The sequence below is a fragment of the Marinobacterium nitratireducens genome (assembly GCF_014645375.1).
Classification (GTDB): Bacteria; Pseudomonadota; Gammaproteobacteria; order Pseudomonadales; family Balneatricaceae; genus Marinobacterium_A; species Marinobacterium_A nitratireducens.
Genome location: NZ_BMLT01000012.1, coordinates 12,438 through 29,346, shown reverse-complemented (window position 1 = coordinate 29,346; position 16,909 = coordinate 12,438). Strand labels below are relative to the sequence as shown.

At 62.3% G+C, this 16,909-nt stretch carries 13 protein-coding genes; 10 read left to right on the top strand and 3 right to left on the bottom strand.

Annotated elements, in window-relative coordinates; genetic code table 11:
* Positions 1–50 precede the first annotated feature (50 nt).
* The 3 genes from IEX85_RS19680 to IEX85_RS19670 all read left to right on the top strand — a co-directional run bounded on the left by IEX85_RS19680 (position 51) and on the right by IEX85_RS19670 (position 3,108).
* Positions 51–1,157, top strand: coding sequence for a malate dehydrogenase (locus tag IEX85_RS19680; RefSeq protein ID WP_188862337.1), 1,107 nt, complete (start codon positions 51–53; stop codon positions 1,155–1,157).
* A gap of 405 nt (positions 1,158–1,562) precedes the next feature.
* Positions 1,563–2,324: an NAD(P)-binding domain-containing protein gene (locus IEX85_RS19675; RefSeq protein ID WP_188862336.1), complete on the top strand. Its 762-nt coding sequence runs from the start codon at positions 1,563–1,565 to the stop codon at positions 2,322–2,324.
* A 109-nt stretch (positions 2,325–2,433) separates the two neighbouring features.
* Complete coding sequence (locus IEX85_RS19670) at positions 2,434–3,108, top strand: class I SAM-dependent methyltransferase (protein ID WP_188862335.1); 675 nt, start codon at positions 2,434–2,436, stop codon at positions 3,106–3,108.
* Positions 3,109–3,160: 52 nt separating this feature from the next.
* Here the strand turns inward: IEX85_RS19670 and IEX85_RS19665 are convergent, their stop codons facing one another.
* On the bottom strand, positions 3,161–3,466 hold the full coding sequence (locus IEX85_RS19665) for a helix-turn-helix transcriptional regulator (protein WP_188862334.1): 306 nt from the start codon (positions 3,464–3,466) through the stop codon (positions 3,161–3,163).
* 163 nt (positions 3,467–3,629) lie between these two features.
* Positions 3,630–4,094, bottom strand: coding sequence for an Lrp/AsnC family transcriptional regulator (locus IEX85_RS19660; protein WP_373290932.1), 465 nt, complete (start codon positions 4,092–4,094; stop codon positions 3,630–3,632).
* 249 nt (positions 4,095–4,343) lie between these two features.
* On the opposite strand from IEX85_RS19660, the gene putA reads away from it, so the two are divergent.
* From putA to IEX85_RS19640, 4 genes are all read left to right on the top strand, one after another.
* Positions 4,344–7,961 carry a bifunctional proline dehydrogenase/L-glutamate gamma-semialdehyde dehydrogenase PutA gene (gene putA / locus IEX85_RS19655; protein WP_188862333.1) on the top strand — a complete coding sequence of 1,206 codons (3,618 nt, stop codon included), beginning with the start codon at positions 4,344–4,346 and terminating at the stop codon, positions 7,959–7,961.
* 166 nt (positions 7,962–8,127) lie between these two features.
* Positions 8,128–8,808 carry a DUF2511 domain-containing protein gene (locus tag IEX85_RS19650; protein ID WP_188862332.1) on the top strand — a complete coding sequence of 227 codons (681 nt, stop codon included), beginning with the start codon at positions 8,128–8,130 and terminating at the stop codon, positions 8,806–8,808.
* A 556-nt stretch (positions 8,809–9,364) separates the two neighbouring features.
* Entirely contained in the window at positions 9,365–12,694 is a 3,330-nt protein-coding gene (locus IEX85_RS19645; protein WP_229722022.1) for an adenylate/guanylate cyclase domain-containing protein, read from the top strand.
* An 89-nt stretch (positions 12,695–12,783) separates the two neighbouring features.
* Complete coding sequence (locus IEX85_RS19640; protein ID WP_188862330.1) at positions 12,784–13,125, top strand: multidrug transporter; 342 nt, start codon at positions 12,784–12,786, stop codon at positions 13,123–13,125.
* Positions 13,126–13,221: 96 nt separating this feature from the next.
* Here the strand turns inward: IEX85_RS19640 and IEX85_RS19635 are convergent, their stop codons facing one another.
* Positions 13,222–14,244, bottom strand: coding sequence for a L,D-transpeptidase (locus IEX85_RS19635; RefSeq protein WP_188862329.1), 1,023 nt, complete (start codon positions 14,242–14,244; stop codon positions 13,222–13,224).
* Between the two features lie 209 nt (positions 14,245–14,453).
* On the opposite strand from IEX85_RS19635, the gene IEX85_RS19630 reads away from it, so the two are divergent.
* The 3 genes from IEX85_RS19630 (at position 14,454) to IEX85_RS24065 (ending at position 16,886) form a co-directional block, all read left to right on the top strand.
* Positions 14,454–15,113 (top strand): glutathione S-transferase family protein, encoded by a 660-nt coding sequence (locus IEX85_RS19630; protein WP_188862328.1) that lies wholly within the window; start codon positions 14,454–14,456, stop codon positions 15,111–15,113.
* A gap of 156 nt (positions 15,114–15,269) precedes the next feature.
* Positions 15,270–16,229 carry an SH3 domain-containing protein gene (locus IEX85_RS19625; RefSeq protein WP_229722031.1) on the top strand — a complete coding sequence of 320 codons (960 nt, stop codon included), beginning with the start codon at positions 15,270–15,272 and terminating at the stop codon, positions 16,227–16,229.
* Positions 16,230–16,244: 15 nt separating this feature from the next.
* On the top strand, positions 16,245–16,886 hold the full coding sequence (locus tag IEX85_RS24065) for a hypothetical protein (RefSeq protein WP_229722021.1): 642 nt from the start codon (positions 16,245–16,247) through the stop codon (positions 16,884–16,886).
* Positions 16,887–16,909: the final 23 nt, after the last annotated feature.

Below are 16,909 nucleotides of genomic sequence, written 5' to 3'. Positions count from 1 at the left end.
AGTGCCAGTGAGCAAAGGCTCGACCGAGAGTGCAAATCAAGGGGACTACAATGAGAAGACCAGTACGTATCGCCATTACCGGTTCCGCAGGCAGCATTGCCAGCAATCTGCTGTTCAAGATCGCCGCCGGGGAAATGATGGGCAAGGATCAGCCGGTGATTCTGCAGCTTATCGAGGTGCCGCAGGCCATGGAGGCGCTGCGCGGTATCGCGATGGAGCTCGAAGACTGCGCCTATCCACTGCTGCACACCATCACGCTGCACGATAATGTCGAAGAGGGCTTCAGCAACGCACACTACGCGCTGCTGATCGGCGCCCGGCCGCGCGGTCCTGGCATGGAGCGTCGCGACCTGCTGGAGGTCAACGCCGAAATCTTCAGTCGCCAGGGCAAGGCGCTGAACGAACACGCCAACCGTGACGTCAAGGTGTTGGTGGTGGGCAACCCGGCGAATACCAACGCGCTGATTGCCAGCCGCAACGCACCGGACCTGAGTCCGTCCCAGTTCACCTGCCTGACGCGCCTCGACCAGAACCGCGCCCGTGGCATCCTCGCGACCCAGACCGGCGCCAATCCGCGCGATATCGCCCGCGTCATTATCTGGGGCAACCATTCTCCGACCCAGTATCCGGATCTGAGTCACGCCACCATCCACGGACACCCGGCGATGGACGAGATCAGCCAGGACTGGTATGCCGACGAATACATCCCGCAGGTGCAGAACCGCGGCGGCGATATCATCAAGGCCCGCGGCGTGTCCAGCGCCCCCTCCGCGGCACAGGCCATCACCGACCATATGCGCGACTGGTGCCTGGGTACCGAGCCCGGCGAGTTCGTCAGCATGGGGATCGTCAGCGACGGCAGCTACGGGATCGAGAAGGGCATCATCTATTCCTACCCGGTGCGCTGCAACTACGGGCGATACCAGATCATCCAGGGCCTCGAAATCAGCGATTTCAGCCGCGAGCGGATGAAGAAAACCGAGCAGGAACTGCTGGACGAAATGGCCGTTATCGAGCACCTGCTGCCCAAGGATACGGCGGATTCGCACAAGAATCTGTCGATCCGGTTGCGCTCGGGACAGACGGTGACGCTGTACTCCGACAATGCCGGGCCGGACGGCAAGTCGCTGTACAGCGAGACCGACCGCGTACTGTAATACGCCTGTTCGAGCAACGCTTGCGCCCGCCATAAAGGCGGGCGTTTGTGCTCATGAGCATGATGTGAGGCGTTAGGCGTTAGGCGTCAGGCGTAAGGGGCGGTTGCTGATGGAGGCGTAGGAGCTCGCTCCGCGAGCGAACTGAAGATTGGCAGCGTGCTGCAAGGCTGTTCGCCCACAGAGTGGGCTCCTACGCCTGGTGTGGCAGCTGCGCACCCAAACTTACGGGCACTTTCCCGGTGCGAACGGTTTTGAGGTAACAGTTGACAGCGAACAGCCCGCAACCAGACTGCCTAACGCCTAACGCCTAACGCCTAACGCCTAACGCCTAACGCCTAACGCCTAACGCCTAACGCCTAACGCGTCACCACTAACCACTCACCCCCAACCAGGAGCACCACAACCTTGACTCCGATACTTGGCATCATCGGTGCCGGTCATCTTGCCCGCTATACGGTCGCCGGGCTGCGAAGCGGTGGCGACCGCCGGCGCATCCTGATATCGCCCCGCAACCGGGGCATGGCCGCGGCCATGGCCGCCGACCTGCAGTGCGAGGTAATGGACAGCAATCAGGCGGTCATCGATGCCGCCGACCTGGTCATGCTCGCGGTTCGCCCGGAGGCGCTCGAGGCGGTGCTCGACGAATGCCGCTTTCCCGACGGCAAGGCGGTGATATCCTGTATCGCCGGGGTACCGGCCGCGCGTTTTCCCGCCAATATCGCTCTGGTCAGGGCCATGCCGCTGTCCTGCGCCGAGTTCGGCGCAGGCGCGGTGCCGATCTTTCCCGATGACAGCGGGATACGGGACCTGCTGGCGCCGCTGGGCAGCATTATCGGCATGGCAGACGAGCAGCAGTTCGAGCTCGCCACCATCGCCGCCTGCTACAACGGCTGGTTACTGGATCTTTTCGCAACGGTGAGTGACTGGCTGGCACAGCAAGGGCTGACAGAGGAGCAGGCCCGCGAGCTGACGCTGGCGGCCACCCAGGGCGCAGCGGCACTCGGTGCCGGCAGATCCCATCTCGGACTGCGGGAGCTGAGCGACGGCATCGCCACTCCCAACACGCTGACCCGGTTGGGGCTCGACCATCTGAAGGATGCCGGGGCATTCGAACCCTGGGCGCAGGCCTGCGAGTTGCTGCAGCGAAAGCTGACGCCGGACGGTTAAGGCCAGGGCGGGTTACAGCATACGTAAAAGGCTGTATGGTGGAGTATTCCCGTGGCGAAACTCAGTTCGTTTGATCACTGCTGCGTATCATTCTGCAATAAGGTGATCGATGTCCAAACTGCGCCTGCGTTACCAGACCCTCGAATTCGGGGATGTCGATATTCATCTGCGCACCCTGCGTGACCGTCAGCAGTATCGGGATGTCGACGGTGTTGCCGAAAAACTCGGTATCCATTCCTCCAACTGGGCCCTGTTCGGTATCGTCTGGGCGTCCAGCGAAGTTTTGGCGCACCTGATGGCGGACTATGACGTCGACGGCAAGCGCGTTCTCGAGGTGGGTTGCGGCATCGGCCTCAGCAGCCTGTTGCTCAACAGTCGTCACGCCGATATTACCGCGACCGACTACCATCCCGAGGCCGGGGCCTTTCTGGCCGAGAACGTGCGCCTGAACGGGGGCGACTGTATACCCTTCGTGCGCACCGGGTGGGGGGACGATGACTGCGGACTGGGGACCTTCGACATCATCATCGGTAGCGATCTGCTCTACGAGGCCGGTCATGTCGAGTTGTTGTCCGGCTTTATCGATGTCCACGCCAAGCCGACCTGCGACGTGATTCTGGTCGATCCCGGACGCGGGCATCACGCCCGTTTCAGCAAGAAGATGGTCAGCCTGGGCTACCGTCATAGTCAGAGGGTACCCACCGATGTGGGCTATCTCGACAAGCCCTACAAGGGCCAGATTCTCAGTTACCGGCGCAAGGCGCAGGCCCTCCCGTCGGCCTGACCGCGCTTTCGCGGCTTAGCGATCAAACGACCTCAGGGGCGATCAAACGACCTCAGGGCCTGTATCGCGGCGTGCGCCGGACACTGCCGGGCGTCTCGTTGAAATGGCGTTTGAAGGCACGGGAAAAGCTGGATGCGTCGGCAAATCCCGTTTCCAGGGCCAGTTCGGCAAGTGACAGCCGGCTTTCCAGGAGCAGTCTGCGGGCATGCAGCAGCCGGCGCTTCATCGTATGCTGCTGCGGCGTGACGCCGAGCATGCGCTGGCACAGAAGGTAAAAGTGGCTCTCGCTCAGATTCAGCGCGGCCGCCAAGTCCGCGTTGGTCGGCGGCGAAATCCAGCAATGGCAGTGTGGACCCATCCAGGCGCAGGATCTCGGGGCGCTCGAACAGGGTGTCCGCAGGCTGATCCCGGGTCTCCTACTGTCTGATCGACAGGGTGGTGGGGCATGAGCTGCTGCTGCCCTGCGCTTGACCGGGGCTCCGGCCGACGTCCCGGCCGGAGCAAAGACCAGACCTGCGCACCTAAAGACCCCTTTCCTTGACGTTTTCCATCACCACAAAGGTCGTCGTCTGCAGCACGTGCGGCAGCGTGGACAGCTTCTCGCCCAGTACGCTTCGATAAGACGCCATATCACGGGTGCGTACCTTTAGCAGATAATCGAAGCCGCCGGCGATCATGTGGCACTGCTCCACTTCCGCGATCTTGCTGGCGGCCTCGTTGAATGCCGCCAGTGCCTTGCTGCTGGTGTTGTTCAGGGTCACCTGGACGAAAGCGATATGGTCGAGCCCCAGCTTGCTCTGGTCGACCAGCGCCGTATATCCGGTGATATAGCCCTGTTCCTCCAGGCGCTTGATGCGCAGCTGGCAGGGGGTTTTCGACAGGCCGACGCGGGAGGCGAGTTCGGTCACCGTGATCCTGGCGTTGCGCTGGAGTTCATCAATGATTTTCAGGTCTATTCTGTCCACCTTGTCCATACTTTGTCTCATCGGGTAGTCGGGCCGGTACGCACCCGTCCCCGGTTGCAGTGCGTCTGAGCGCGCTGAAGGAGCCTGTCCGGGATGTTGGGTGTCGATGGGAAAAACGTCTTTTTTATCATTTTTTGTAGTGAAATAGTAATTTTTGGTCGGGTAAAAATAAACAAGATATCTACTAAATAATAGTTAATAGGGAAATCGACTTTTGCTGGATGCGTAGAATGGATCAATCCAAAATTCATCACAGAGGAGAACGGGCGGATGAATAACAAGACACTGTCGATGGCCGTTTGCCGCGAGAATATCCGCAGCCACTATCTGGCGGACGAGGCTCAGGTCGTCAAGGCACTGGCTTCCGGTGCCGCCATCTCCCCGGACGTCCGCGCCCGTATTTCGGCCCGCGCTGCAGCCCTGGTCCGGGATGTGCGCGCCAACTCCACCCCCACGGTGATGGAGAAGTTCCTCGCCCAGTACGGGCTGACCACCAAAGAAGGCGTGGCGCTGATGTGCCTGGCCGAGGCGCTGTTGCGCGTGCCGGACAAGACTACGATCGATGCGCTGATCGAAGACAAGATTTCGTCCGGCAACTGGGGCGGCCACCGCGGCAAGTCCAAATCCTCGCTGATCAACAGCGCCACCTGGGGTTTGCTGCTCACCGGACGCTTGCTGTCGCCGCTGGATCAGCAGGGGCTGGTCACGACGCTGCGCGGCATGGTCAAGCGCCTCGGTGAGCCGGTGGTGCGTACCGCCGTGGCGCAGGCGATGAAGGAAATGGGTCGCCAGTTCGTGCTTGGCCGCGACATCGGCGAAGCGCTCAAGCGCGCCAGGAAGTACGAGTCCCGTGGCTATACCTACTCCTACGATATGCTCGGAGAGGCGGCCCGCACCGATGCCGACGCCAGGCGTTATCACCGGGCCTACGCCAATGCCATCGAGTCTCTGGCGCCGGCCTGTGTACACGACGATATCCGCAAGAACCCCGGTATCTCGGTGAAGCTGTCGGCGCTGCACGCGCGTTATGAATTCGGTCAGAAGGACCGGGTGATGGAGGAACTGGTTCCCCGCGCGCTGGAGCTGGCACGCAAGGCCCGGGCTGCGAACATGGGCTTCAATATCGACGCCGAAGAGGCCGACCGGCTGGATATTTCCCTGGACGTCATCGAAGCGGTGCTGTCCGACCCGTCGCTGGCGGGCTGGGACGGCTTCGGTATCGTGGTTCAGGCGTTCGGAAAGCGCGCCGCGCATGTGCTCGACTGGCTGTACGCCCTGTCGGTGAAGCTGGATCGCCGCATCATGGTGCGCCTGGTGAAGGGTGCCTACTGGGATGCGGAAATCAAGCGTGCCCAGGTGATGGGGTTGGCGAATTTCCCGGTGTTCACCCGCAAGGTCAACAGCGATCTGTCCTATATTGCCTGCGCCAAGAAGCTGCTGGCGATGACCGACCGCATCTATCCGCAGTTCGCGACGCACAATGCGCACTCGGTATCGGCCATCCTCGAGCTGGCCCAGGGACGCGACTGCTTCGAATTTCAGCGCCTGCACGGTATGGGTGAATCCCTGCATGACGCCATCGTCGGCAAAGGTGAGGCGCGTTGCCGCATCTACGCGCCGGTCGGTGCGCACCAGGACCTGCTGGCCTATCTGGTCCGGCGTTTGCTGGAGAACGGCGCCAACAGCTCCTTCGTCAACCAGATCGTCGATACCCGCATCAAGCCCGAGGAGATCGCCCGCGATCCGTTCGATACCGTCGAGGCGCTGGGGGATGAACTGTCGAGCAAGGCCATTGCGCTGCCCAGCGCGATTTATGGCGACAAGCGCCGCAATGCCAAAGGCTGGGACATCACCGATCCGGTCGAGATCGAGGCGATCGAGAGTGCGCGCTCGGCGTTCAAAACCCGGCAGTGGCAGGGTGGTCCCGTGCTCGACTGCGAGGTCCGCAGCGACCAGGTCACGGAAGTCCGCAACCCGGCGAAACCCTCTGATCTGGTCGGGCACCTGGTTCAGGCCTGTCAGGAGGATATCGAGGGCGCCATCGCCGCTTCCCAGGCCGGCTTCCAGGCCTGGTCAGCACTGCCGGCGGAAGAGAGAGCCGCGCGTATTCGCCGGGTCGCCGACCTGTTCGAGGAGCATGCCATCGAGCTGTTCGCGCTGGCGACCCGCGAAGCCGGCAAGAGCCTGCTGGATGCGGTGGCGGAAATTCGCGAAGCTGTCGACTTCGCCCGCTACTATCCCAACGAGGCTATCCGCAACCAGTCGTTCGGTGCCGGAAGGGGCGTGATTGCCTGCATTTCGCCGTGGAACTTCCCGCTGGCGATCTTCGCCGGTCAGGTGCTGGCGGCGCTGGCGGCGGGCAACGCCGTTATCGCCAAGCCCGCGGGGCAGACCGCGCTGATCGCCACGCGCGCGGTCGAGCTGATGCATGAGGCGGGTATTCCGAAAGCGGCCGTGCAGCTGCTGCCGGGCGGCGGCAGCACTGTCGGCGCGGCGCTGACCTCCGATCCGCGCATTGCCGGTGTCTGCTTCACCGGCTCCACCGCCACGGCGCAGCACATCAATGGCGTGATGGCCGCGTCCATGGCACCGGATGCGCCGCTGATCGCCGAAACCGGCGGGCTCAACGCCATGATCGTGGACTCGACCGCGCTGCCGGAACAGGTGGTGCGCGATGTGCTGGCGTCGTCCTTCCAGAGTGCGGGCCAGCGCTGCTCGGCGTTGCGCATGCTCTATGTACAGAAGGACATTGCCGACCACCTGCTGGAAATGCTGTTCGGCGCCATGGACGAGCTGCGTATCGGCGACCCCTGGCTGCTGTCGACCGATGTCGGCCCGGTGATCGATGAAAATGCCCGTCAGGGCATCGAGGCACATTGCGAGAAGTTCCGGCAGAAGGGGCGCGTGCTCAAACGTCTGGAGGCACCGGCGGAGGGGCTCTTCGTGCCGCCGACGGTGATCAGGCTGGAGGGTATCGACGAGCTGGAAGAGGAAATCTTCGGCCCGGTGCTGCACGTCGCCACCTTCGAGGCGGACGAGATCGACAAGGTTGTCGACTGTATCAACGCCAGGGGCTACGGTCTGACCTTCGGTCTGCACACCCGCGTAGACAAACGTGTCGAGCGCATCGTCAGCCGTATTAAGGTGGGTAACACCTACGTCAACCGCAACCAGATTGGCGCTATCGTCGGCTCACAGCCATTCGGTGGCGAGGGACTTTCGGGCACCGGTCCCAAGGCCGGTGGCCCGATGTACGTGCGGCGCTTCATGAAGGCCGGCGAAGCCGAGCCGGTGCAGGCGTCGGGCGCGGAGAACGTCACCGCGGAGCAACTGCGCGAAGCCATCGAGCGTCTGGACAGCAGTGTCTGGATCAGGGAGCAGGAGCGGGTGCAGCGGCTGCAGCCGATCTTCGGGGATGTGCCGGCGCCGCTGGACGCCAGGCCCGAGGAACTGCCGGGACCGACCGGCGAGCTCAACCTGCTGCGCTGCTGTCCGCGCGGTGTCGTGGTCTGCCTGGGTCCCGACCTGGACGCCGCGATGAAACAGGCCGGGGTCGCCCTGTCGCAGGGTAATGCCGCTGTCGTCGTGTCGCCAGGGGCTGAAACGGCACTGGCGTCGGCCAACGCCACCGGCATTCCGGTCGTTGGTCTCGACGGTCTGCTAAAGCCCGAGGCGCTGGAAACCGTTGCCGGTTTCGAAGCGGTGGTCAGTTCGGCGCCAGAAGCCAGGCTGCGCCAGTACCGCGTGGCGCTGTCGCGGCGCGACGGCGCTCTGCTGCCGCTGCTCGGCGGTGGCGATGGCGCCGAGCGTTACGTCATCGAGCGGCACCTGTGCGTCGACACCACTGCGGCGGGTGGCAACGCCAGCCTTATCGCCGCATCGGAGTAAACGCACCCCAGAAGGCACCCGACAGCCGGAGTCCCGTTTGCAGCTTGCAGTGGGCTCCGGCCGTCGCATTCTGCGCCGGGACGCCGGTCATTGCGGCCGCGCCTTTCGTTACCCCGATATCAGAGGGTAAAGTAGCGGCCTGTGCAGATGCAAAAAGGGAGCCCAAATGGTCAGCGGTAAAAAATGGATGTACGGCGCAGCCGGCGCCATGGCGGCGACGGTAGCGATAGTACTGCTGTTGCAGCGCGAAACCGACGCAGGCTTCGTTCTAAGCATCACCGAGAATGGTGACGAGCTGTATCGGTTTACCGGTGTTCTGACCCCGTCGCTGCCGGGCGAGGTCGAGACCGCCGGCGATTTCGGTGAACTGCTCGAGCTGCTGGAACTGAAGGTGGTTACGCCCGGGGCGGCTGTCAGCGGGACTGCCGAAAGCCTGAGCTGGCGCGATGACCACAACCGCGAGATTCACATCGGCACCAAACTCTGCCCGGATGGCGTCCGTTGCGTCGATCAGGTGAGGGTTCATCCCGACGCCGCCCGGCGCCTTGACAATATCGCCTCCGCCTTCGACAACGCCCGTCTGGTTACGCCCGAGGACTACAAAACCTGGCCTTTTACCGTTGAACGGGCGGTATTGCGCTGCCTCCCCCCCAAGCGTCTGACCCTGATTTCGGGCGATGGGGTGTACGCCCTCAACACACCGGCCAGATCGCCGCAGAGCCAGGATATCGCTGGCGTTCTCAAAGATCATCCATTGCGCGCCGGCGAGAAACTGTCCTACGGGCCGGTATTCTTCGACGCCATCGCACTGTGCGAAACCGTCGCTACCTCGACAGGCCCCGACTAGGCGCAAGCCAGCCCAACACCGCCGCCGGCATCCCTGCTGTAAACTGTCGGTTAAAATCGGAAATAACGGTAGTGTTGACATGTAATCTTGTCACTATTACATTTGTCGCACCTTTTGTTGTATACAAGTTTTCCGAGTTCCGGTGACAGGAAGTGACCGGTTGCGCCTTTACAATCTTTAATCGGACAAGGCTGCGGGATCCTGCCGAGTCCTGTGAGTGATGGATATGACTGAAAATATTGTTTATCGCCTGGTTCTCGACCTGGAAAATACCGGTCGGGCGGTGTTCGAGGGCAAGACCTTCGCCTCCGTCGAAGAGATCCAGTCCCACTTCGCGTAAGAAGTCCACTTTATAAAGCCATTCTCCCGGGAATGGCTTTTTCGTTTTAGCCTTTCGAGCTCGCAGGTCGGGGGCGACAGCTGCAAACGGCAGCCGCAGCCTGCGCTATGCTGAGGGGGAGCCCGGCGGGGAATCACCCCCGGCACAGCTGTCCGGAGGGCCTTCAGGCGAATCGCCATGCGCTGCCAGAGTTGTGGATGCGACAACCCAGGATCGGTGCTCCGGTGCACCGGTTGCGGAGCCGATCTGGCCAAGTGCTGTCCTGCCTGCGGTACGACACTGCGGGCAAGCGCCCGTTTCTGCGATAACTGCGGTAATCCTCTTCCTGCCGGGCTCCCCGATACAGCCCCCATCCATCATACGCCGGCGCACCTGGTCGACCGTATCCGGGCCGAGCAGGCAGCTACGGGGGCAACCGCAGGTGAGCGCAAGATCGTCACCGCGCTGTTCGCCGACATAGCCGCTTCCACAAGCCTGGTGGCGGATCTCGACCCTGAGGACGCCCGTCGTCTGATCGATCCCATTCTTGCGCTGATGATGGAAGCGGTGCATCACTACGAGGGGTACGTTGCCAAATGCCTCGGCGACGGCATACTTGCGCTTTTCGGGGCCCCGATTGGCCACGAGGATCATCCGCAGCGTGCGCTTTTCGCCGCGCTTCGGATGCAGCAGGCGATGCAGCAATACGCCGGGCGTATCCGGACCGAGCAGGGGATTGCACTGCAAATCCGCGTCGGCGCCAATACCGGGGAGGTCGTGGTTCGGTCGGTGCGCACCGAAGACCTTCAGGTCGACTACGATCCCGTGGGGCCATCGATTCATCTGGCGTCACGTATGGAAAGCCTGGCGCCGGCCGGCAGTATCGTCGTCAGCGAAGCGACCTTCCGTCTGGTTCAGGGGTACTTCGAGTTCCGTGAGCTCGGCCCTCAGGTGGTCAAGGGTATGAGCTGTGCGGTCAACGCTTATGAAGTGCTCGGGAACGGTCCTCTGCATACCCGGTTGCAGCTGGCAGAACGGCGCGGTCTTGCGCGTTTCGTCGGTCGCCGGCCGGAGCTGGCTCAGCTGGAGGCGGAACTGCAGCAGGTCGAAGCGGGAAACGGCCGTATCGTTGCCGTGACTGGCGAACCGGGCGTTGGCAAGTCGCGCCTTTTTCTGCAGTTCAAGCGGCGGGCGCAACGAGGCTGCCGGGTACTGGAAACCTTTTCGGTATCCCACGGCAAGGCCTTTGCCTATCTGCCCCTGATCGAATTGCTGAAACAGTATCTGCAGTTCGGCCCCGAGGATGACGAGGCCCGGCGCCGCCAGCGTATCGAGTCCAGACTGGAAGCTTTGGGATTGGCAACCGGGTCGCACCTCCCGTATCTCTGCTATTTGCTGGGTATTGCAGAACCCGGCTCGGAGCTGTCGCAGCAGGATGCGCAGACCCGGCGCCGACGAACCCTCGGAACGATTCGGAAACTACTGCTGCAGGAGAGTTCAAGGCAGCCGCTGGTGCTGATATTCGAGGACCTGCAGTGGCTGGATGGCGAAACCCAGACGTTTCTGGACGTCCTCGCCGAAGCGATGGAGTCGTCGCCCATTCTGCTATTGCTGAACCACCGACCGGAATATCGCCACCGCTGGCCGGCGGATGTCCATTATGCGCACATTCGTCTGCAGGCGCTGGATCGGGGGGAAGCCGCCGAGATGCTCGAATCCCTGTTGGGCACCGATGCGTCGCTGGCGCCACTCAAGCCAAGAATACAGGCGCAGACACAGGGCAATCCGTTTTTTCTCGAGGAGGTAGTGCAAACTCTGGTTGAGGAACAGGTACTCGAGGGCCGCATCGGACACTACCGCCTGGTCTGTGAGCTGGCATCCCTGAGTATCCCGACCACGGTTCAGGGTGTGCTCTGCGCGCGCATGGACCGTCTTGCGTCCGATGAAAAGTCGCTGTTGCAGACCCTGGCGGTGATCGGCAAGGAGTTTCCCTGGAGCCTGGTATTGCAGGTGGTGGGGTTGCCGGAACAACGCCTGCGTCAGCAGCTGAACCGTCTTCAAAGCGGCGAGTTTCTCTATGAGCGCGCGGCGTTTCCCGAGGTCGAATTCAGCTTCAAGCATGCCCTGACCCAGGAAGTAGCCTACAACTCCATGCTGCGTGAACGGCGGGGCGAACTTCACGAGCGCATCGGGCGGGCGATCGAAAGCCTTTTCGACGGACATATCGACGCGCACTGCAAGGAACTGGCGCACCACTACAGCCGCAGCGGCAACCTCGACAAGGCAGTCGAGTATCTGCACCGCGCCGGACGGCAGGCGATGCTGCAGTCGTCTGTCCCGGAAGCCGTCGGTCACTTCGGGTCGGCGCTGAAGCTGCTGGATAAACTGCCCCCTAGTGGCGAACGCGACGGCATCGAGTTCGCCATCCGCCTCGACTTCGGCCCGGCGCTCATAGCGGCCCAGGGATATGCTGCCCCCGATATCGGGACCAACTACAGTCGTGCGCTTGAACTCAAAGGTGGTGCCGGCACCGAGCATCAGCTGTTTCCGGTGCTGATCGGGCTGCGTAATTTCCACCACGTCAGAGGGCAATTGCACAGCGGTCGTGATTATGCCGAATGCCTGCTGGCGCTGGCACGGCGCGGACAGGACCCGTCATTGTTGCTCGAGGCGCATCGGGCCATGGGATCCAGCTGCTTCAATCTCGGTGATCCCAGGGCAGCCCGACTCCATTTCGAGCAGGCGGTGGCGCTCTACGACCGCGGGCAGCATCAGGCGCACCTTTATCGCTACGGTCTCGATCCCGGTGTCTTTGCACGGGGTTATCTGGCTTGGGTGCTGGCGCATCTCGGCTGCGGCGAAGCCGCGCGTCAGTGCGCCGAAGAAGCGTTGCAACTGGCACGGGAGCTGAACATATCCTACGTGACAAACTACGCGCTGGTGCTTGTCGCAGAGACCGATATCGAGCTCGACGACGCTGACCGGGCATGCGAGCACGCCGGCGCTGCCGCGGCACTCGCCCGGGAGCAGGGCTACCCGTTCTGGGGGGCCTGGGCCCGGGTGCTGCTGGGCGCCGCGCGCGCGCGGCAGGGGCGAGCCCGGGCCGGCAGCGCCGAGATTCGCGCAGCCTTGCTGGCATTTCGCGACACCGGCGCAGAGCTCTGGTGTTCGCACTTTCTTGCACTGCTGGCCGAAGCCCTTGGTCGGGCGGGAGAGCCGGGGGAGGGTCTGCGTGTACTCGATGATGCCCGGCAGTCGATAGCCACAACCGGCGAGTGGATGTATCGTTCCGAAGTCGAGCGGCTGGAAGGCGAACTGCTGTTGCAGCAAGCGGCCAAAGCTGACGATGAGCTGCTGGCACAGGCCTGTTTCGAGCGGGCTATCGAGACCGGCAGGCGTACCGGCGCCCGTGCTCAGGAGGTGCGTGCGCTGCTTTGCCTCGCCCGGCTCTGGCTGCAACAGGGGCGTGGCAAAGATGCGCGCAGCATGCTCGAGGATGTGTGCAGCCTCGGTCAAGATGACTGCGACCTCGATGCCATCCGTGGGTTGCTGGCCCAGATCGAGTGATTCAGGATTGAGCCGCCATGTCGGTAGTTTTCCGATACCGGCCCCGTTGGGCGGCTTACCGGCAATACCTTCAAGCAAAGGCCTCGACCATGATGGAACATTTCGTTTGCAAACGCCCCAAGCCCTCGCTGTGGCTGGTCGTGCTGCTGCTGGGGATAAGCACTTCTCTACCGTTACGCGCGCAGGAGCGCGGTGCGGCGTACCGTCTCGATGCCTGCGATATGGTGGTCGAGACACTGATCTGCCGCCCGGCCGGGCTGGTGGCCACGTTGATCGGCACCACGGTCTGGGCGGTGTCGCTGCCGTTCAGCCTGGCGGGCGGCAATGAAAAGGAAGCGCGCAAAGCGCTGATCTACGAGCCCGCGGCCTATACCTTCAAACGACCCGTGGGCAGCCCAGAATGCTCCTGCGGCGGCTATCAGGATCCGTAGTGACCCCGTCGACTGCAACAGGGTGCGGTGAAAGCGGGCGGCCGTTTCCGGCCTGCCCGAGTGAAAAGCGAAATGGTCCTATGACAGAGCCCCGCTTCAGGAGCTGATGTCCTCATGGGGAGGATCGGAATTGACCACCTGGATCTCGACGGCGTGGGTGTCGGTCGAGATGGCCCCGTCGGTTATCAGCAAGGTGGTGCCTGATTCGATCAGAGGCAGGAGGCGGGCGGTAAAACGCTCCGGCAGGCGCAGACGCTCGATACTGCTGACGTCCAGTTGATGGTCTTCGTCGGTTTCGTGACCGATTAACCCGACGGCATGCCAGGGCACCGTATCGCCGGGGTTATGGTGGCCCGCTACATAAACATGGGTACCCAGCGCAAGCGTCGGGTTGACGACTTCGATGCGGGCCCGGCCTATCTCGACACCGTTTCGCAGTACAACAACGCGCTGATTGGTGCCGCTGACGACGATGTTGATCGGTCCTTCGGGCGATTTTTCCGGAGACCAGTGTTCGATTTCCATATCACTCAACGCAGTATTCTCGCGGGATTCGCCGGAAAGTGTGTCTACGGGCATCAGCATGCCGGGATGGGCGACGGACTGCGGCGCCGAGTGCTCGTTGGCGATGACGACCGTCATGCCCATGGGGGAGGCCTCGAACAGCAGTCGGGCGAATTCCGACGGCAGGTGTACGCAGCCGTGGGACGAGGGATAGCCGGGCAGGCCACCGGCGTGCAGGGAAATGCCATCCCAGGTCAGACGCTGGGTGTAGGGCATCGGCGCGTTGTTGTAGGTACTCGAGTGGTGATCCTTGTCTTTTTGCAGGGTCTGGAAAACGCCGGTTGGGGTTTCGTGTCCGTGCTTGCCGGTGCTGGCGCTGCTGACACCGATCTCGACGCCATTGCGATAGGCATAGACGCGCTGCTCGTCGAGGCTGACGACCACCGCAATGGGGCCGTGCGGTGCCAGGTCGGGTATCCAGGTGAACTGGCCGTCGCCGATCTGCTCGGCCGGAGTGTTCGGTGGCAGTGGTTCGGTATCGCCCCAGAACGGGGTTTTCGCGGCGATGGCCGTAAAACCGAGGGATAGTGCAAGAGTCAGGATCAGTTTACGCATCTTCCATGTTTCCTCGTTTCGCGGGCGGAACGAATTCGGGCCTCACGGCGCCATAACCAGGGTGTCTTGTGTCGCTGGCTGAACAGTATTCAGTTCTAGCAGCTTTGACGGCGTCAAGTCCATGACATCGGCATGAACATCGCCAGGCCCGGGTAGCTGTCATCGGCTATTCTTGATGGCGGTCGTGGCATTTGCTGCAAGGGGTAATAATGGAACTCATTATCGGTAACAAGAACTATTCGTCCTGGTCGCTGCGCCCCTGGCTGCTGTTGTCCTACCACGGTATCAAGTTCGACGAAGAGCGGATCCCGCTGGACCTGCCCGATACGGCTACCCGTATCGCCGCTTTCAGCGAGGCAGGCAAGGTGCCGGTGCTGCGGGACGGCGACCTGACGGTCTGGGACTCGCTGGCGATCTGCGAATACGTCTCCGAGCGTTACCTGGACGGTAAGGGCTGGCCCCGGGGGACTGAGGCGCGGGCGCAGGCAAGGGCGGTCAGTGCTGAAATGCACTCGGGATTTCCCGAGGTCCGAAACCGGTTGCCGATGAACTGCCGCGCGCTTGGGCGACAGGTGGAGCTGACCGAATCCCTGCAAAGGGAGATCGCCAGAATCGACCGGATCTGGTCGCAATGCCGGCAGCGCTATGCGGACGCAGGTCCCTGGCTGTTTGGTGCATTTTCTATCGCAGACTGCATGTTCGCTCCCGTTGTTTTTCGCTTCCGGACCTACGGCATTGCGGTGTCCGAAGTGTCGACAGCCTACATGCATCAGATACTGGGGCTGGATGCGGTGGGGAAGTGGGAGCAGTCGGCGCAAGCCGAAACGGAGATTCTCGAATCCGAGGAAATGGGTGCTCACCCGGATTGATGTTGTTTGAATTTGCCCGAAACGCGAATGTGAAAGGCCAGGCGCGGTCTCCGGATTCTCGTCTACGCTTCTTTTTATCCACCGAGGGTTTCGGGTGTATCCGGATAGCAGTCCCTTAGTCTTTAGTCGACACAGGGAGTTACTGCCTTGAGAACCGTGCGCATTCTGGCCCTGCTTGCCATATTTGCCTGTGATTCACTCTCAGCCGCCGATATCGTCGAAGAGCGGGTTCAGTTCGCGACAGGCAGCAGCGGCGCTGTCATCGAAGGAAAGCTGTCAGGCGATACCATCAAGGATTATCTTCTTCGGGCCAAATCGGGCCAGCAGATCCGTATCGCCCTTGAAACCAGCAACGACGCCAATTATTTCAATCTGATGCAGGGCAATGACCCTGCTGCCATCCATATCGGCTCCAACGCGGGCAATCACTACGAAGGCGTCCTGCCTGCGGATGGGGACTATCGCATCCGGGTGTACCTGATGCGCAGTGCCGCCCGCCGCGACGAGGCCGCGAACTTTCGCCTGTCGGTCAGCATCGGCGATGCTGAACTGGCGCAGCTCCAGCCCACAGCCGATTATGCAGACGGTCTTGCAGGAGGCCCCGACTACTGGGCCGTGGCGAATGTCGCTGCCGGGGATACGCTGAACGTGCGTGCCGGCGCGGGCACCGCCAACCCGGTCGTCGGCGGGCTCGCCAATGGCGACCGGGTTCGCAACCTCGGCTGCACCATGGTCGGCACGTCCCGCTGGTGCCGCATCGAGGCCGGAGACGAGCAGCGTTTCTCCGGTTGGGTCAACGGTCACTACCTGGTCGAATCGGCGCCTCCGGGGGCCGACGGCCGCCAGGCAAGCGGTGTCGTGCCCTGCTCGACGGCCGCTGGCCAGCCGACCGGCAGCTGTGCGTTCCGGGTATCCCGCGGTGAAAATGGCACCGCCAGCGTCTGGATCACGCTGCCAACGGGTGGCGAACGCTATCTCGATTTTCGCGAAGGCCGGCCGGTCGGTACCGATCCCGGCCTCGACCTGTCGTTCGAGCGCAGCGGCGACCTGACGCTGATCCGGATCGGCGGGGTCGAACGCTACGAAATCCCCGATGCTTTGCTGTTCGGCGGCTGAACCATGCACAGCCGGGTGAAAGCACAGACCCTTTTTGCATCGCTACCGGCGGCCCCCTTACAGGGGCACCATTCCCCATCGACCGATATCGAGAACACGACCATGACAAAAACGTTGCTGTTTGCTCTGCTGTTCGCTCTTGGCTGGATATGGGCAGGGAGTGCCCGGGCTGAGGGTATCCCTTTACTCAACTACAGCTGTCCGGGTGATATCGAGCTGCATACTGACGAAGGTGGTCCGATTTACATCAACGGCAGCGAAGCCGAAACGAAAAAGTTCAGTGACGCCTATTACGAGGCCACAGGCAGCGGCGTCACCATCTCGCTGAGTCTGAACGTCGATGGTACTGCGAATGTGTCCTATACAGGATCCGGGGGCGCCCATGGCATCTGCCAGCCTGCCGCGGGCTCAGAGCAGTCCGGCGGTATTCCGCTGCTCAATTACAGCTGTCCCGGCGATATCGACGTCCACATCGCCAAAGGCGGGCCGATCTATATCAACGGTAACGAAACCGATATGAAAAAATTCAGCGATACCTATTACGAGGGCAAGCAAGACGGCGTGACCATATCGCTGACACTGATGCCCGACAGTTCGGCGGATGTGTCCTACACGGCGCCGGGCGGGGCCAACGGTATTTGCAGCCCTGCTCAGTAGGCCCGCGTTACCCCTTGTTCGAG

Bases quoted from the DNA above. Each gene is read 5' to 3' on its own strand.
- IEX85_RS19640 (WP_188862330.1), top strand. From the start codon at position 12,784: ATGATGGAACATTTCGTTTGCAAACGCCCCAAGCCCTCGCTGTGGCTG.
- IEX85_RS19630 (WP_188862328.1), top strand. From the start codon at position 14,454: ATGGAACTCATTATCGGTAACAAGAACTATTCGTCCTGGTCGCTGCGC.
- IEX85_RS19680 (WP_188862337.1), top strand. From the start codon at position 51: ATGAGAAGACCAGTACGTATCGCCATTACCGGTTCCGCAGGCAGCATT.
- IEX85_RS19670 (WP_188862335.1), top strand. From the start codon at position 2,434: ATGTCCAAACTGCGCCTGCGTTACCAGACCCTCGAATTCGGGGATGTC.
- IEX85_RS19660 (WP_373290932.1), bottom strand. From the start codon at position 4,094: ATGAGACAAAGTATGGACAAGGTGGACAGAATAGACCTGAAAATCATT.
- IEX85_RS19635 (WP_188862329.1), bottom strand. From the start codon at position 14,244: ATGCGTAAACTGATCCTGACTCTTGCACTATCCCTCGGTTTTACGGCC.
- IEX85_RS19650 (WP_188862332.1), top strand. From the start codon at position 8,128: ATGGTCAGCGGTAAAAAATGGATGTACGGCGCAGCCGGCGCCATGGCG.
- IEX85_RS19665 (WP_188862334.1), bottom strand. From the start codon at position 3,466: ATGGGTCCACACTGCCATTGCTGGATTTCGCCGCCGACCAACGCGGAC.
- putA (WP_188862333.1), top strand. From the start codon at position 4,344: ATGAATAACAAGACACTGTCGATGGCCGTTTGCCGCGAGAATATCCGC.